19 protein-coding genes are annotated in these 14,359 nt (G+C 70.6%); 13 read left to right on the top strand and 6 right to left on the bottom strand.

The genetic code is table 11. The annotated features are described in order from the left end of the window. The first annotated feature begins 60 nt into the window (after nt 1-60). The 3 genes from K3888_RS00095 (at nt 61) to K3888_RS00085 (ending at nt 1,781) form a co-directional block, all read left to right on the top strand. Nucleotides 61-381, top strand: coding sequence for a WXG100 family type VII secretion target (locus K3888_RS00095; protein WP_230928200.1), 321 nt, complete (start codon nt 61-63; stop codon nt 379-381). Nucleotides 382-413: 32 nt separating this feature from the next. After that, nucleotides 414-707 carry a WXG100 family type VII secretion target gene (locus K3888_RS00090; RefSeq protein ID WP_230928199.1) on the top strand — a complete coding sequence of 98 codons (294 nt, stop codon included), beginning with the start codon at nt 414-416 and terminating at the stop codon, nt 705-707. 204 nt (nt 708-911) lie between these two features. Beyond that, nucleotides 912-1,781 carry a sulfurtransferase gene (locus K3888_RS00085; RefSeq protein WP_230928198.1) on the top strand — a complete coding sequence of 290 codons (870 nt, stop codon included), beginning with the start codon at nt 912-914 and terminating at the stop codon, nt 1,779-1,781. 189 nt (nt 1,782-1,970) lie between these two features. On the opposite strand, the gene K3888_RS00080 is transcribed toward K3888_RS00085, so the two are convergent. Together K3888_RS00080 and K3888_RS00075 are read right to left on the bottom strand one after the other, a co-directional pair. After that, nucleotides 1,971-2,792 carry an HpcH/HpaI aldolase/citrate lyase family protein gene (locus tag K3888_RS00080; RefSeq protein WP_230928648.1) on the bottom strand — a complete coding sequence of 274 codons (822 nt, stop codon included), beginning with the start codon at nt 2,790-2,792 and terminating at the stop codon, nt 1,971-1,973. A 104-nt stretch (nt 2,793-2,896) separates the two neighbouring features. Beyond that, the gene (locus K3888_RS00075) at nt 2,897-3,292 is read right to left on the bottom strand and encodes a VOC family protein (protein WP_230928197.1); all 396 of its coding nucleotides are present in this window, start codon (nt 3,290-3,292) and stop codon (nt 2,897-2,899) included. Nucleotides 3,293-3,457: 165 nt separating this feature from the next. On the opposite strand from K3888_RS00075, the gene K3888_RS00070 reads away from it, so the two are divergent. Both K3888_RS00070 and K3888_RS00065 read left to right on the top strand, forming a co-directional pair. Next, nucleotides 3,458-4,498: an ATP-binding cassette domain-containing protein gene (locus K3888_RS00070; RefSeq protein ID WP_230928196.1), complete on the top strand. Its 1,041-nt coding sequence runs from the start codon at nt 3,458-3,460 to the stop codon at nt 4,496-4,498. Further along, a complete protein-coding gene (locus K3888_RS00065) occupies nt 4,495-5,358 on the top strand; it encodes an ABC transporter permease (protein WP_230928195.1) in 864 nt (287 codons plus the stop codon). Before K3888_RS00070 ends, K3888_RS00065 begins: the two co-directional genes overlap by 4 nt. Nucleotides 5,359-5,426: 68 nt before the next feature. Here the strand turns inward: K3888_RS00065 and K3888_RS00060 are convergent, their stop codons facing one another. The 4 genes from K3888_RS00060 to K3888_RS00045 form a co-directional block, all read right to left on the bottom strand. Next, nucleotides 5,427-5,753, bottom strand: coding sequence for a transcriptional regulator (locus K3888_RS00060; RefSeq protein WP_230928194.1), 327 nt, complete (start codon nt 5,751-5,753; stop codon nt 5,427-5,429). Then, complete coding sequence (locus tag K3888_RS00055; RefSeq protein ID WP_230928193.1) at nt 5,750-6,253, bottom strand: hypothetical protein; 504 nt, start codon at nt 6,251-6,253, stop codon at nt 5,750-5,752. Before K3888_RS00055 ends, K3888_RS00060 begins: the two co-directional genes overlap by 4 nt. A gap of 173 nt (nt 6,254-6,426) precedes the next feature. Next, nucleotides 6,427-6,945, bottom strand: a complete 519-nt coding sequence (locus K3888_RS00050; RefSeq protein WP_230928192.1) for a hotdog fold domain-containing protein — start codon at nt 6,943-6,945, stop codon at nt 6,427-6,429. 136 nt (nt 6,946-7,081) lie between these two features. Then, nucleotides 7,082-7,678: an acyl-CoA-like ligand-binding transcription factor gene (locus K3888_RS00045; protein ID WP_230928191.1), complete on the bottom strand. Its 597-nt coding sequence runs from the start codon at nt 7,676-7,678 to the stop codon at nt 7,082-7,084. Nucleotides 7,679-7,787: 109 nt separating this feature from the next. Between K3888_RS00045 and mftA the strand changes: the two genes are divergently transcribed. From mftA to K3888_RS00005, 8 genes are all read left to right on the top strand, one after another. Next, nucleotides 7,788-7,874 carry a mycofactocin precursor MftA gene (gene mftA, locus K3888_RS00040; RefSeq protein WP_067716580.1) on the top strand — a complete coding sequence of 29 codons (87 nt, stop codon included), beginning with the start codon at nt 7,788-7,790 and terminating at the stop codon, nt 7,872-7,874. Between the two features lies 1 nt (nt 7,875). After that, nucleotides 7,876-8,202 carry a mycofactocin biosynthesis chaperone MftB gene (gene mftB, locus K3888_RS00035; RefSeq protein ID WP_230928190.1) on the top strand — a complete coding sequence of 109 codons (327 nt, stop codon included), beginning with the start codon at nt 7,876-7,878 and terminating at the stop codon, nt 8,200-8,202. Then, nucleotides 8,199-9,431 carry a mycofactocin radical SAM maturase gene (mftC, locus tag K3888_RS00030; protein WP_230928189.1) on the top strand — a complete coding sequence of 411 codons (1,233 nt, stop codon included), beginning with the start codon at nt 8,199-8,201 and terminating at the stop codon, nt 9,429-9,431. The genes mftB and mftC overlap by 4 nt, the downstream gene beginning before the upstream one ends. 115 nt (nt 9,432-9,546) lie before the next feature. After that, nucleotides 9,547-10,770, top strand: a complete 1,224-nt coding sequence (gene mftD / locus K3888_RS00025; protein WP_230928188.1) for a pre-mycofactocin synthase MftD — start codon at nt 9,547-9,549, stop codon at nt 10,768-10,770. Nucleotides 10,771-10,827: 57 nt separating this feature from the next. Then, a complete protein-coding gene (locus K3888_RS00020; RefSeq protein WP_230928187.1) occupies nt 10,828-11,643 on the top strand; it encodes a mycofactocin-coupled SDR family oxidoreductase in 816 nt (271 codons plus the stop codon). A gap of 6 nt (nt 11,644-11,649) precedes the next feature. After that, complete coding sequence (gene mftE, locus K3888_RS00015; RefSeq protein WP_230928186.1) at nt 11,650-12,393, top strand: mycofactocin biosynthesis peptidyl-dipeptidase MftE; 744 nt, start codon at nt 11,650-11,652, stop codon at nt 12,391-12,393. Next, nucleotides 12,390-13,946 (top strand): mycofactocin biosynthesis glycosyltransferase MftF, encoded by a 1,557-nt coding sequence (gene mftF, locus K3888_RS00010; RefSeq protein WP_230928185.1) that lies wholly within the window; start codon nt 12,390-12,392, stop codon nt 13,944-13,946. The genes mftE and mftF overlap by 4 nt, the downstream gene beginning before the upstream one ends. Next, the coding region (locus K3888_RS00005) for an NAD(P)-binding protein (protein ID WP_230928184.1) at nt 13,943-14,359 on the top strand (417 nt) is incomplete at its 3' end. The genes mftF and K3888_RS00005, both read left to right, overlap by 4 nt.

Below are 14,359 nucleotides of genomic sequence, written 5' to 3'. Positions count from 1 at the left end.
GGTGCGTCGAACACTGTGACGGGCCCAAGAGGCATCCGCACGACTACAGGGGAGGCACACATGACCGGTTTCAATACGCATATCGGGACCATGGACACCGCGGCCAAGAGGGTCGATGAGGTCAGCATGGAGATCAACCGGTTGCTCGGCAACGTCCGGGATTCCGTGTCCCAGCTGGGCGGCGGTGTCTGGCGAGGCGCCGCCCAGGCCCGGTTCACCCAGATCATGTCCGAGTGGCAGCAGCAGAGCGCCAAGCTCAACCGGGCCCTCGAGGGCATCTCGGAGACGATGCGGGTCAACAGCTCGTCATTCGACGCCGCGGACCAGGATTCCGCTCAGCTGATCTCCCGGGCCGGCGCCGACGGCCCGCTGAAATTCTGATCCACCCACACCTTCGAACGGGGAGAACCGACATGACCTCAGGACAGATCACCTACAACCACGGCTCGATCGACGCGCTGGTGGGGCAGGTATCGCAGGCCTCCGTCCAGCTGCGTGGCACCCTGGACGACCTCAAGCAGTACCTCGCTCCGCTCGTGGCCGAGTGGGAAGGTGACGCCGCCGTGGCCTATCAGATGCACCAGAAGGACTGGGACCAGGCGGCGGCCGCGCTGCAGGCGATGCTCGCCGAGATCTCGCAGGCGGCGAATCAGGGCAACCAGGGGATGGCCGACGCCGACCGTCTCGTCGCGCGGGGCTGGGGCTGAACCGGCGCACGCCCCGCCACGGGCCCCTCACGCCGGTGCCCAGCGGGTCGGCGTGAGGGGCCCGTCCCCCGTTGTGTTGCCGCTATCAAGCGGACGCCACGGGCCCCCGCGCCGAGCCCGCCGCCCCCGAGAGGGCCTGCGCCGATGCCGAGAACAGACAGATCTGTCTATGGTGGGGTCATCCCTCTCGAGAAAGGACATCCGATGACTCCGCTCAGCGTGAGCCCCCGGTGGCTGCATGACCATCTGCACGACGAGAACCTCGTCGTCGTCGATGCCACCAACCATCTCCCCGTCCCCACCGACGGCCCCTACGTACCCGAGTCCGGCGCACACACCTACCGCGCCGAGCACATCCCCGGCGCGCTCTTCGCCGACCTGTTGGGCGACTTCGCGGATCCCGCTGCCGCCGAGCCCTGGACAGCACCCGACCACGAGCGGTTCGCCGCGGCGGCCGGTGCCCTCGGGATCGGCGACGGTGCCACGGTCGTCGTCTACGACCAACACGACGGCTTCTGGGCCACCCGTTTCTGGTGGCACCTGCGCTACGAGGGCTTCGATCAGGTGACCGTCCTGGACGGCGGGCTCCCGGCGTGGAAGGCCGCGGGCTTCGAGGTCACCGACGTGGTCCCCGAACCGACGCCGCGCACCTTCACCGGGACGCGGCGACCCGGGCTGATCCGGTCGACCGACGAGGTCGCCGCGAACCTCGACGACGAGGGGACCGTCCTGGTCAACGTCCTCGACGAGGCCACCTACCGCGGCGAGGTCGACACCTACGCGCGCCGGGGGCACATCCCCGGCAGCATCAATCTTCCCGTGTTCACCCTGCGTGATCCGACCACCGGCGCCCTCCGGCCGGTCGAGGAGTTGCGCGCAGAGTTCGAGAATGCCGGACTGCTCGACACGGACAAGCGCGTCGTCACCTACTGCGGTGGCGGCATCGCGGCGACGGGCGTGGCCCACGCGCTCGCGCTCGCGGGCCGCGATGATGTCGCGATCTACGACGGCTCGATGACCGCATGGGCCGGGAACCCGGAACTGCCGCTGGTCACCGGCGAGAGCCCGCGCTGACGGCGAAGCCGGAGCGTCGGCCGGATCGGGATCGGTCGCGATCCGGCAGGCATCGGCCGAGAGGCCACCTGCCGGATCGCGACGGGATCCTTCCGGTCACGACGACGATCCCACGAATCGCGACCGATCCGTCGATGCGGGGGCGCGACCGCCCTGCGCGGCGGGTGATCGGGTCGGCGGATTTGGGGCTCAGCGGCTGCCGGCGAACGCCTGGGCCAGGCGCGAGATCTTCTGCGCCCGGGCCAGCCGCGGCAGGTCCGAGCCGTCGCGGCAGCGCTCGCCGCCGGGGCCCAGCTCGTCGATCACGGACTCGGCCCACGAGACGTCGGCCGCCGACGGCGCCAGCACCTCGTTGATGTAGGGGGCCTGGTCCACCCGCAGGCACAACTTGCCGGTCATGCCCATCTCGACGGCGTGCTCGGCAGCGTCCATGAGAACCCGCGTGTCATTGGAGATGGTCGGACCGTCGATCGGCGGGGCCACGCGCGCGATCCGGCTGGCCACCACGAACTGCGAACGGGTGTAGGCCAGCGCGATCTGCGACGAGCCGATGCCGGTGTCGCGGCGGAAGTCGCCCACCCCGAACGCCAGCCGGACGACCTGCTCGGACGCCGCGATCTCCGCGGCCTGGGCAAGACCGTCCGCCGATTCGACCAGGGCCACGATCGGGGTGTCCGGCGCCAGCCGGGCGGCCGTGAGAGCGACGTGCTCGGGGTTCTCGGTCTTGGCCAGCATCACGCCGTCCAGCCCGGGGCAGTGGCCCAGCGCCATGAGGTCCTTCTCCCACTCGGGGGAGCGGACGTCGTTGATCCGGATCCAGGCGTGGTTGCCGGCCTCGAGCCACTGCCGGACCTCGCGACGGGCGCGCTCCTTCTCCGACTGGCGGCAGCCGTCCTCCACGTCCAGGACCACGACGTCCATCTCGGACTGTACGGCGGCGTCGAAGCGTTCGGACTTGTCGGCCGGCAGGAGCAGCCACGAACGGGCGATCGTCGGCGGGATGGTCGACATGGGGCTCATCGGTACCGGTGTCATCCTTTGCTCGAGTGGTGTCGCTCGGTGGACACTTCACGATACGCGGAGCGTGCTCCACCACCACAAACGGGAACAGGTTCCTACATGTCGGGAGCGGTAGCCAACTGGATGAGATTGCCGCAGGTGTCGTCCACGATCATCGTCCACACCGGCCCCATCTCGGTGGGGGGCTGCACGATCCGGGCGCCGCGCTCCTTCAGCTCGGTGTGCACCCGCTCGATGTCGTCGACCTCGAATTGCGCGGCGGGGATGCCGTCGGTGTGGAGCGCGGAGGTGTAGGCGCTCGCCGCGGGATGCTGGTCGGGCTCGAGTAGTAGCTGCGTGCCGTCCGGGGCGCCGGGGTCCACGACGGTCAGCCAGCGGTACTCGCCGGCCGGGATGTCGTACTTGACGGTGAACCCGAGCACGTCCGTGTAGAAGCGAAGTGCGCGTTCCTGGTCATCGACGTGGACGGAGGTCATGGTGATGCGGGGCATGTACCCGAGCCTAGAGCCGCCCTGGCAGACCCCGGGTCGTTCTCCGCGAGGCGCTCCGGCCCTGTGGTGGCGGCGTGCCGCGCGGAGTCAGACTGGTGACAGATCGTGTCCTCATCAACCTGGGGAGTTATTGACTGCGCGACGGGCGGGGTCCACTCTTTTCTGGTGACCACCCCAGCGCCCGCCGCCCGCGCGACCCCGTCAGCGCCCGCTATCGAAGCCGAGAACCTCGTGAAGAGGTTCGGCGATTTCACCGCGGTCGACGGCATCTCCTTCTCCGTCCCCACCGGATCGGTGCTGGGTCTGCTCGGCCCGAACGGGTCCGGTAAGACCACGACCATCCGCATGATGACCACGCTGAGCCCGCCCACGTCGGGGACCGCCCGTGTGGCCGGGTACGACGTCCTCCGCCGGCCCGCCGAGGTCCGCAGGGCCATGGGGCTCACGGCGCAGTCCGCAACCGTCGACGAGCTGCTGACCGGGCGAGAGAATCTCCGTCTCATCGGGGACCTGTACGGACTGCCGAAGAAGTCGGTCAAGGCCCGCGCGGACGAGCTGCTCGACAAGTTCTCACTCACCGACGCCGCCACCAAGGTGGCCAAGAGCTACTCCGGTGGGATGCGCCGCCGGCTCGATCTCGCCGCCAGCCTCGTGGCGGCGCCGCCGGTGCTGTTCCTCGACGAGCCGACCACCGGTCTGGACCCGCGGTCGCGCAACGAGCTGTGGGACGTCCTGCGGGATCTGGTGCGGGACGGCACGACGCTGCTGCTCACCACGCAGTACCTCGACGAGGCGGACCAGTTGGCGGACAACGTGATCGTGATCGACCACGGCAAGGTCATCGCGGAAGGGACGCCACTGCAGCTCAAGGACCGATCGGGTGCCGCGAGCCTGGTGATCACCGTGTCCCGGCCCGAGGACGTGGACGGCGCGGCACGGGTGCTCGCCGGACGAATCGAGGAGTACCACGTCGACCATGACTCGCGCCGGATCACCGCGCCGTCAGAGGGGGTGTCGGCACTGGCGGGCATCGCCTCCGCGTTCTCCGAGGCCGGCATCGAACTCGACGACATCGGACTGCAACGCCCGAGCCTCGACGACGTCTTCCTCTCCCTGACCGGCCGCAGGGCCGAGGAGCCCGAGGCTGACGCGTCGAACGTCGGCGACGGCCGGGACGAGACCACCGAACAGGAGCAGCGGGCATGAGCACCGTAGTAGACCCCACCGCGGACGCGTCCGCACCCAGGGCGTTCAGCGTCCCGGCCCGCCCGGACGGGCCCTCGTTCGGGCGCCAGGTATCGGCGCTGGTGCGCCGCAACCTCTTCCATATCCGTCGGCAGCCGGAGAACCTGGCGGACGTCACCATCCAGCCGGTGATGTTCGTGCTGCTGTTCGCGTTCGTCTTCGGCGGCGCGATCGCGGTCTCGAGCGGCGACTACCGCGAGTGGTTGCTACCCGGGATCATGGCGCAGACCATGGCGTTCTCATCGTTCATCGTGGCCTCGGGCCTGTGCAACGACCTGAACAAGGGGATCATCGACCGCTTCCGCACGTTGCCGATCCAGCGCTCCTCGATCCTCATTGCGCGCAGTGCCTCCAGTCTCATCCACTCGTCGATCGGCGTTGTGGTCATGTCGTTGACCGGCCTGCTCGTGGGGTGGCGGATCCACACGGGGATCATCGACGCGTTGCTGGGCTACCTCGTGTTGGTGGGTTTCGGCTTCGTGATGATCTGGATCGGCATCGTGGTGGGCTCGCGGCTCAAGACGATCGAGGCGGTCAACGGCGTCATGTTCACCACGACGTTCCCCATCACGTTCCTGGCCAACACGTTCGCGCCGCCGGAGTCGATGCCGACGTGGCTCCGCGCGTTCGCGGAGTGGAACCCGCTGTCCTCGGTGGTGCAGGCGATGCGCCAGCTGTGGGGTAACGCCCCTGCCGTCGGGCCGGACGCGGCGCTCCCGCTGCAGCACCCGCTCGCGGCGTCCCTGATCTGGATCGTCGGCCTGACGGTGATCATCGCCCCGATCGCCATCAAGGCGTTCGACGCCCGCACCCGCGACTGATCTCGCCGCCACGGCTTTTTTCTGCCACGGCCGACTTCCGCCGGGCGGGCCCCCGCTGCGGCGGGCGATTACTCGCCGCCCGGCATGCCCTCCGCGGCCGCGGCCAGTTCACGCAGCGCCTCGAGATGATCGGCGAACGCGCGCCGGCCGTCCCGGGTCAACGACAGCCATGTCCGCTGACGACCGGTGTCGCCCCGGGCCTTCGAGGTGGTGGCGAACCCGGCGTCGGTCAGGGCCTTGAACTGCTTGGACAGCACCGAGTCGGCCACGCCGAGCTCGTCACGGACCGTCCCGAACTCCATCGATTCCACGGGTGCGAGCAACGCGCAGATCCGCAGTCGGTGCGGGGCGTGAATGGTCTCGTCGAATCGCGGGGTCGGCCGGCGGTCCCTCATCGGCGCGCCTCGGGCGCGGTGGCCGCGCCGGAGCGGATCTCAGCGCGCATCGCCGCGTCCATCCTGCGGCCCAGCACGATGGTCCCGACGAGGATCACCACGACGAGAAGCGCGGTCGTCCACCCGGGCAGGCCGCGGTCGGTGAAGGACGGCACCAGCGAGATGCCGACCACCACGACGACCATCACCAGGTATGCGAACCACCAGCGCAAGGAGACGGGGCCGAGGTTCCGGATGTCCACCCACAGCCCCGTCACACGCTGATAGGCGGAGACCAGCAGGCCGATCGCCGCGGCGCACGCCACGGCGACGGGGATCCGGACGGCATTGTGCAGGTCGAGTGCCCCCACCAGTACGAGCGCGGCGAGGATCATGCCGAGCGCCGGGTGGTACCACCACGGGGCGATCAGCCGGTCGGCGACGGAGCTGCGGGTCGCTGCCACGTCGGCCAGGGCGTCGCGGGGGTCGTAGTCGGGGCGGGGGCCGGTGTCGCTTTCCATAATGGAAAGACTAGGGCTTCATTTCCGTTTCCGCAACGGAAAGTGATTGTCGAGGCGGTGCCTGTATCCGCGACGGTTGCTGCGCAGACGACTGTGCAGACGACTGTGCCGACGACGACAACGGCCGGCGCCCGCTATGCGGACACCGGCCGGTGGTCGTGAGGCTGCGCCGATCAGCGCTTCTTCTTGGGGGATACGCGGATCGTGATGCTGCCGACCACCGGCTCCACGCCGGCGTCGTCGACGAACGTCAGTGGCACCTCGATGTCCTCGCCGGAGGTGATCGACCCGAAGTCGGGGATCTGCTCCCACTCGGCGGTCACCGTCATGCCGCCTGTCGACTTGGCGGGGTAGCGCACGTTCATGCCCACGGGGATCCAGCGGTGCGTGGTGGGCACGGTGGCCTCGGCGAGCATGCCCATGGCGAACTCGGCGAGGTTGCACGCCGCGATCACGTGGAATGTGCCGATGTGGTTGCGGTTGCCCCACCAGCCCGGCCCGCGTACGACACAGCGCCCGGGGCGCATCTCGGTGACGTGCGGCAGGGCGGTGCGGAAGTAGGGCGCCTTGAGGCTCACCGCGGCCGTGAACAGGCGGGAGCCGAAGGGGAGACGATTGGCCTGCTGCCACAGCCTGTAGGTGGCGGTGTTCGCGGCGGCGCTGACGGCGGAGGCGGGGGAGCTGTTGGTCACGACGACGAGGTTACCCGTCAGTAAGTTCTGTGCCTAGGCCGAATCCCCGTCCTGACTCGCGCGTCGACCCGGCCAGTGGTCCACATCTCCGGCGAGGTGCCGACGCGGGCGAGAATTCGGACCGGACCGGGCCGCGTCAGCCCAGGATCTGGGTGCCCGCGCGCAGCAGATCGTGCAGGTGGTCCTGGTCCGCGCCCGGTTCGTCGATCCACAGTCGATACGCCGACAGGGCGATCCCCAGCGCGGCGTGGGCGGTGGCGGCCGGGATCAGGTCGTCGACCGACTCGCCGCGGCGGTCGGCCACGAAGCCTGCGACCGCCCGCCGCCAGTCCGCGTAGACGAGCGCCGAATGCGCCCGGAGCTCGTCGACGGTGAGCAGGAGACGCATGCGGACGCGGTGCACCTCGGTCTGCGAGTCGGGGAACGTGTTGAACGCGACGAGGGCGTCGGCGAGCGCGTCGCGAAGGGGGGTGGACTCGGGCACCGCGTCGAGGTAGTCGAGCATCAGGTGGATCTGCTCACCGAACTCGCCCCAGGCGATCGCCGCCTTGCCCGGGAAGTAGCGGAACAGTGTCCGGCGCGAGATGTGCGCGGCCTCCGCGATCTGGTCGACGCTCGTGGACTCGTACCCGCAGCGGGCGAAGAGCTCGAGCGCGACCTCGACGATCGAGGCGCGCGTGGTCGACGGGCGGCGGCCCGGGGTGCGCCCCTCGACCCTCTCCTGCGGCTCCATGGGAGGAGTTTAAAACAGAAACCGTTGCAAGTGGCACCAAGTGCCAATATGATGCAGATCTCACCAGGTTGTGGTGAGACATCCCCATGCGCAGACGAGAGGACACGCAATGGAGAACACGCAGAACACCGAGGTAGTGCTGGAGGAGGCCCTCATCGAGGAGGTCTCCATCGACGGCATGTGCGGGGTCTACTGAGATGACCTCCGCAGCAGCGCCGGCCGGCGCCGAACAGGGAGCCGCCCCGGCGGCGTTCGATCTCGACGCCGGCTGGCGCCTGCACCCCGGGGTGGCGCTTCGGCCCGAGCCGTTCGGGGCCCTGCTCTACCACTTCCACACCCGCAAGCTCAGCTTTCTCAAGTCGCCGACCATCGTCGAGGTGGTCCGCACCCTTGCCGATCACCCCTCCGCGCGCGCGGCCTGCGCTGCCGCCGGGGTGCAGATCGATGATCCGGGTACCGCGCGGCTGTATCTGCACGCGCTCGGCCAGCTCGCCGCCTCGCGCATGATCGAGGAGACCTCATGACCAGCATGCTCGACCGTCCCGCAAGCCCAGCTCCCGTCGGCCGCCTGGTCGACCAGTTCGAGCGCGGACTCGACGCCCCCATCTGCCTCACCTGGGAACTCACCTACGCCTGCAACCTCGCCTGCGTGCACTGCCTCAGTTCGTCCGGTCGCCGCGACCCGCGCGAACTGAGCACCGAGCAGTGCAAGGCGATCATCGACGAGCTGCAGAAGATGCAGGTCTTCTACGTCAATATCGGCGGCGGTGAGCCGACCGTCCGCCCCGACTTCTGGGAACTCGTCGACTACGCGACCAGCCACCAGGTGGGCGTCAAGTTCTCCACCAACGGTGTGCGCATCGACGAGGAGGTGGCCCGCCGCCTGGCCGCGAGCGACTACGTCGACGTGCAGATCTCGATCGACGGTGCGACCGCCGAGGTCAACGACGCCGTCCGTGGGCCGGGCTCGTTCGACATGGCCTGCCGCGCGCTGCAGAACCTCAAGGACGCGGGCTTCCGCGACTCCAAGATCTCGGTCGTGGTGACCCGCGAGAACGTCTCCCAGCTCGACGAGTTCAAGGCACTGGCCGACAAGTACGACGCGACCCTGCGGATCACCCGGCTGCGTCCGTCCGGTCGCGGCGCCGACGTGTGGGATGACCTGCATCCGCTTCCGGAACAGCAGCGCGAGCTGTACGACTGGCTCGTCGCCCACGGCGAGAACGTCCTCACCGGCGACAGCTTCTTCCACCTGTCGGCGTTCGGCGACGGCCAGGGCTCGCTGCCCGGCCTCAACCTGTGTGGCGCCGGCCGCGTGGTCTGCCTCATCGACCCGATCGGTGACGTGTACGCGTGCCCGTTCGCCATCCACGAGCAGTTCCTCGCCGGCAACGTGGTGTCGGACGGCGGCTTCGAGACCGTGTGGCAGACCTCCGAGCTGTTCCGGGAGCTGCGCGAGCCACAGTCCGCCGGGGCCTGCTCGGCCTGCGACTTCTACGACAGCTGCCGTGGCGGCTGCATGGCCGCCAAGTTCTTCACCGGGCTGCCCATGGACGGGCCCGACCCGGAGTGTGTCCAGGGCTACGGCGAGGGGCTGCTCGCCGCCGAGCGCAACATACCCGCGCCGTCCCAGGACCACACCCGGCCGATGGGGCTCGCGGCCCGGAAGCAGCCCACGGGCCCGGTCCCGCTGACCCTGGTCACCACGCCGCCGCGCAGGCCGACCAGCCTGTGTGACGAGTCCCCGATCTAGGCCGCACCAGCACTGACGCGCCCCGCCGCCCCGGGCCTCACCCGGCGGCGGTGGGGTGTTCCGGGGCGCGCCGGCCCCCTGAACTTCCGACAATCCCAGAGAAGGAGGCACGCCCGTGTCCCGCCTGTCCAAGATCGCCGAGGCCAACCCCTGGCGGCAGAACCCCTGGTTCGAATCCGTGGCCGTGGCCCAGCAGCGCGCCAAGAAGAAGCTCCCCAAGAGCGTGTACATGGCGCTCGTCGGCGGCAGTGAGGCCGGGGTGACGCTGCGCGACAACATGGACGCGTTCAGCGAGCTCGAGCCCAAGCCGCACGTGATCGGCGCGAAGCAGGACCGCGACATGGCGACCACCGTCATGGGGCAGCCGATCAGCCTGCCGGTGATGATCTCGCCGACCGGTGTCCAGGCCGTGACCCCCGACGGGGAGGTCGACGTCGCCCGTGCCGCGGCCGCCCGCGGCACCGCGATGGGCCTGAGTTCGTTCGCGTCCAAGCCCATCGAGGAGGTCATCGCGGCGAACCCGCAGACCTTCTTCCAGGTGTACTGGCTCGGCGGCAAGGAGAGGGTCCTCGAGCGCCTCGAGCGTGCGAAGGCGGCAGGCGCCGCGGGCGTCATCCTCACCACCGACTGGTCGTTCTCGATGGGCCGTGACTGGGGCAGCCCGGCGATCCCCGAGAAGCTCGACGCCAAGGCCATGCTCACCATGGCGCCCGAGATCGCGGTGAGTCCGCGGTGGGCCATGGAGTGGGCGCGCGACGTGATCACCAACAAGCGGTTCCCGGACCTGACCACCCCGAACCTGGTCAACCAGGGCGAGATGGGGCCGACCTTCTTCGGCGCCTACGGCGAGTGGATGGGCACCCCGCCCGCGACGTGGGACGACATCGCCTGGGTCGTGGACAACTACGACGGCCCGGTCATGCTCAAAGGCATCACCCGCGTCGACGACGCCAAGCGCGCTGTCGACGCCGGTGTGAAGGCGATCTCGGTCTCGAACCACGGCGGCAACAATCTCGACGCCACGCCGGCGTCGATCCGCTGCCTCGCGCCGATCGTCGACGAGGTCGGCGACCATGTCGAGGTCCTGCTCGACGGCGGCATCCGCCGAGGATCCGACGTCGCAAAGGCCCTCGCCCTCGGTGCTCGTGCCGTGATGATCGGCCGCGCCTACCTCTGGGGCCTGGGCGCCAACGGTCAGGCGGGTGTCGAGAACGTGCTCGACATCATGCGGTCGGGCCTGGACTCCAGCCTCATCGGGCTGAGCAAGTCGTCCATCTCGGAGCTCAGTCGCGACGACTACCACATTCCGGACGACTTCGTGCGGCGCCTCGGCGCCTGATGGCGGCATTCCGCCAGCCCTGTTCGCAACAACTGTAGAGAAAAGGACAACCCCTCAATGGGAGACTTCGACGGCAAGGTCGTCTACATCACCGGTGTCGCCCGCGGCCAGGGCCGCAAGCACGCCATCCGCTTCGCCCGCGAGGGCGCCAAGATCATCGGCATGGACCTGTGCGACGTACCGTCGGAGTACGTCAAGTACCCCACCGCGAACAAGGACGACCTCGCCACGACCATCGAGCGGGTCGAGGCGGAGGGTGGCGAGATCTTCACGGAGATCGGCGACGTCCGTGACCTGGCGTTCCAGCAGGATCTCGTCACCCGGGGCGTCGAGCGCTTCGGCGGCCGCCTGGACGTCGTGATCGCCAACGCCGGAATCTGCAACTGGGGCAAGGTCTGGGAAATCGACGAGCAGCAGTGGAACGACACGATCGACATCAACCTGACGGGGTACTGGAAGACCCTCAAGGCGTCGATCCCGCACATGCTCGAGGCCGGTAACGGCGGGTCGATCGTCCTGGTCAGCTCGGTCGCCGGCCTCAAGGCGATGCCGGTGCAGTCGCCCTACTCGGCGTCCAAGCACGGCGTGGTGGGACTGGCCCAGACCGCCGCCAAGGAGCTCGGCGAGCACAACATCAGGGTCAACACGATCCACCCGTACGGCGTGCTCACCCCGATGGGGGCCGACGACCCGGACGCGCACGCGGTGTTCAACGATCAGCCCCAGTTCCTGCCGCATTTCACGCCGATCCTCGGCATGGGGATGGCGACGACCGACGACATCTCGGACTCGGTCATGTTCCTCGCCTCGGACGCCTCGCGCACCATCACCGCCTCGACCTTCACCGTCGACATGGGCGCGATCAAGGTCTGAGCCGACATGACGGGTGCGTCCGGTGCCGCCACATCGGCCGGCCGACAGGTGCTCGCCGTACTCCCTGTCGGCGCCACCGAGCAGCACGGACCGCACCTGCCGCCCGAGACCGACACCCTTCTGGCGACCGCGGCCGCCCGGGTGCTCGGAGAATCCGCGGGCGGTGGCGCGGATGCCGGTGCCGGGTTCGGTGTCGGTACCGGCGTCGAGGTCATGGTGCTCCCCGCCCTCGCCTACGGGGCGAGCGGGGAGCACCAGTCCTTTCCGGCGACCGTGTCACTCGGGACCGACGCGCTCGCCGAGGCGGTGCTGGAACTCGGACGGTCGGTGTCCACCTGGGCGGATCGGCTGCTCGTGGTCAACGGTCACGGCGGAAACGTCGAGGCGCTGCGCCGGGCGGTCGCCCGCCTTCGATACGAGGGGCGCGACGCGGCCTGGCTGTCCTGCCGCACCTCCGAGGATCCCGCGGACACCCACGCCGGCCACGCGGAGACCTCACTCATGCTGCACCTTCACCCGGGCCTGGTCCGTGGCGAGCTCGTCGAGCCCGGCTGCACCGATCCGCTGCCGCAGATCCTCCCGGCGATGCGCGACGGCGGGGTGGCCGCGGTGAGCAGCAACGGGGTCCTTGGCGATCCCACCGGCGCAACGGACGTAGAGGGGCGTCGCCTGTGGGGCCTACTCGTGGCTGACGCCCGCCGCAGACTCGACGCCTGGCAGCCCGGACAGGCGGACGGGATGCTCCGATGACCCGGCCCGCCGGGTCTGCGAGCCCCGCGTACGCCGGCCCCGCCCCGGTCCGGCTCGACCGTCGGACCAGCGTCCTGCGCCGTGGGCAGACCGTGCGGATCCTGGGTGGGGACCCGGTCACCCTGGTCACGCTCTCGCCGACGGCCGCCGCGCTCCTGGATCGCCGCGGGGTGATCGATACCGTCACCCCGGCCGGAGCCGCGCTGGCCAGGGCCCTCACGGATCGGGGGATGGCCCACCCTCTGGTCGACGGCTCGGCCGTGAACGGCTCTGCACAGCGCGACGCTGCTCAGCGCGGCGCTGCTCACATCGGCCGCACCGGCACGGCCCGCGCCCTGGACGACGTGGCGGTGGTGGTGCCGGTCCGCGACGACGCCGCCGGGGTCGCCGCCCTGGCGAAAGCCCTCGGTCCGGAGCTGGCCCGGGGGATGCGTCTCGTCGTCGTCGACGACGGCTCCGCCCTCCCACTGACCGCACCGGCGTGCCCGCCCGGGCCCGCGGCGGTGGTCCTGCGCCACGACCGCTCGCGGGGGCCCGCCGCCGCCCGCAACGCCGGGACGGCCGCCGCGGTGGAGGCCGGCGCGCGGGTCGTGGTCTATCTCGACGCCGACGTCCTGCCCCGGCCCGGTTGGCTCGACGTCCTGCTCGCGCACCTCGACGACCCGCTGGTCGCCGCGGTCGCTCCGCGCATCATCGCGGCCGAACCCGGCCGGTTCTGGATGCGTGGTTACGAGACCGCGCGATCGGCGCTGGACATGGGCACCGACCCGGCGCGGGTCCGGCCGCGCACGCGGGTGCCGTACGTGCCCAGTGCGGCGCTCGCGGTGCGCCCCGACAGGCTCCCGCCGCCGCCGGGAGGGGGCGGTCAGGGGCCGTTCGACGAGCGGCTGCACGTGGCCGAGGACGTGGATCTGTGTTGGCGCACCGACGCCGCGGGTGGGCGCGTGCGGTACGAGCCGGCGGCCCACGTCGCCCACCGCCACCGCACGACGCTCGCCCCGCTGCTGGCCCGACGCGCGTATTACGGCCGCGGCGCAGCGCTGCTCGAGGACCGACACGGCCCGGCGGTGGCACCCGCGGTGGCCTCGTCGTGGTCGCTCACCCTGGCTCTCGGGGTGTGGAGCGCGACGCCGGCGGGAGTGGTGCTCGCGGCCGGCGCGGCGGGCCGGGCCTGGTGGCGCACACGCGGTCTCACCGATGACGGCCGCGCCGCCGCCCGGCTCATCGCGCGCGGGTCAGCCGCCTCGGTCCGGCAGTTGCCCGAGGCTCTTCTGCGCCCGTACTGGCCGGTCACGGCCGCGGTACTCCTCGTCGCAGCCCCGTCCGGCTCCCGCGTGGCGCAGGGCCTGCGTCGCCGGCTTCTGGCGGCCGCGGTGGTGGACGGACTGTGGCATTGGTGGTCGGCGCGCGAGCCGGGTTCGCTGCCGGTCGACGAGCCCCTCGGCCACGTGGTGCTGCGCCGCCTCGACGACATCGCCTACGGGGTCGGCGTGTGGCGCTCGGCCTGGGACGCCCGCTCGCTCGGTGCCCTCCGTCCGGAGTTCACGCGGTGAGAGCCGACGTCGTGGTGGTGGGGGCCGGCCCGGCCGGGTGCGTGATGGCCCGCCGGCTGGCCGAGGCCGGTGCGGACGTGGTCCTGCTCGAGGCCGGCGACCACGTCGCCTCGCCGCGCGCGGGGCTGCTCGACGTGGGGCCGGACTCACCCGTGGTCACCCGGCATCGCGCCCGGCTCGGGGACACGGTTCTCGAGCTCCCGCGCGGCCGCACCCTCGGCGGGTCCGGCGCCGTGAACGGCGGGTATTGCGTCGCGGCGCGCCCGTCCGACCTCGTGTCGTGGGGGCCGGACTGGCCGCGACGCTATGCGGTGGGGCTGGCGCGCGCCGCCGAGCGACTCCGCCCGACGCTGGCGCCGATGGACCCGGTCGCCGCCCGGGTCGCCGCAGCGTTCCCGGGGCGGGTCTCCGCC

Source organism: Dietzia aurantiaca (assembly GCF_021033825.1).
Taxonomy (GTDB): Bacteria; Actinomycetota; Actinomycetes; order Mycobacteriales; family Mycobacteriaceae; genus Dietzia; species Dietzia aurantiaca.
Note: the sequence above shows the minus strand (reverse complement) of the source record. Positions and strands in the feature narration are given on the sequence as shown.

Bases quoted from the DNA above. Each gene is read 5' to 3' on its own strand.
- K3888_RS00095 (WP_230928200.1), top strand. From the start codon at position 61: ATGACCGGTTTCAATACGCATATCGGGACCATGGACACCGCGGCCAAG.
- K3888_RS00090 (WP_230928199.1), top strand. From the start codon at position 414: ATGACCTCAGGACAGATCACCTACAACCACGGCTCGATCGACGCGCTG.
- K3888_RS00085 (WP_230928198.1), top strand. From the start codon at position 912: ATGACTCCGCTCAGCGTGAGCCCCCGGTGGCTGCATGACCATCTGCAC.
- K3888_RS00080 (WP_230928648.1), bottom strand. From the start codon at position 2,792: ATGTCGACCATCCCGCCGACGATCGCCCGTTCGTGGCTGCTCCTGCCG.
- K3888_RS00075 (WP_230928197.1), bottom strand. From the start codon at position 3,292: ATGCCCCGCATCACCATGACCTCCGTCCACGTCGATGACCAGGAACGC.
- K3888_RS00065 (WP_230928195.1), top strand. From the start codon at position 4,495: ATGAGCACCGTAGTAGACCCCACCGCGGACGCGTCCGCACCCAGGGCG.
- K3888_RS00060 (WP_230928194.1), bottom strand. From the start codon at position 5,753: ATGAGGGACCGCCGGCCGACCCCGCGATTCGACGAGACCATTCACGCC.
- K3888_RS00055 (WP_230928193.1), bottom strand. From the start codon at position 6,253: ATGGAAAGCGACACCGGCCCCCGCCCCGACTACGACCCCCGCGACGCC.
- K3888_RS00045 (WP_230928191.1), bottom strand. From the start codon at position 7,678: ATGGAGCCGCAGGAGAGGGTCGAGGGGCGCACCCCGGGCCGCCGCCCG.
- mftA (WP_067716580.1), top strand. From the start codon at position 7,788: ATGGAGAACACGCAGAACACCGAGGTAGTGCTGGAGGAGGCCCTCATC.
- mftB (WP_230928190.1), top strand. From the start codon at position 7,876: ATGACCTCCGCAGCAGCGCCGGCCGGCGCCGAACAGGGAGCCGCCCCG.
- mftC (WP_230928189.1), top strand. From the start codon at position 8,199: ATGACCAGCATGCTCGACCGTCCCGCAAGCCCAGCTCCCGTCGGCCGC.
- K3888_RS00020 (WP_230928187.1), top strand. From the start codon at position 10,828: ATGGGAGACTTCGACGGCAAGGTCGTCTACATCACCGGTGTCGCCCGC.
- mftE (WP_230928186.1), top strand. From the start codon at position 11,650: ATGACGGGTGCGTCCGGTGCCGCCACATCGGCCGGCCGACAGGTGCTC.
- mftF (WP_230928185.1), top strand. From the start codon at position 12,390: ATGACCCGGCCCGCCGGGTCTGCGAGCCCCGCGTACGCCGGCCCCGCC.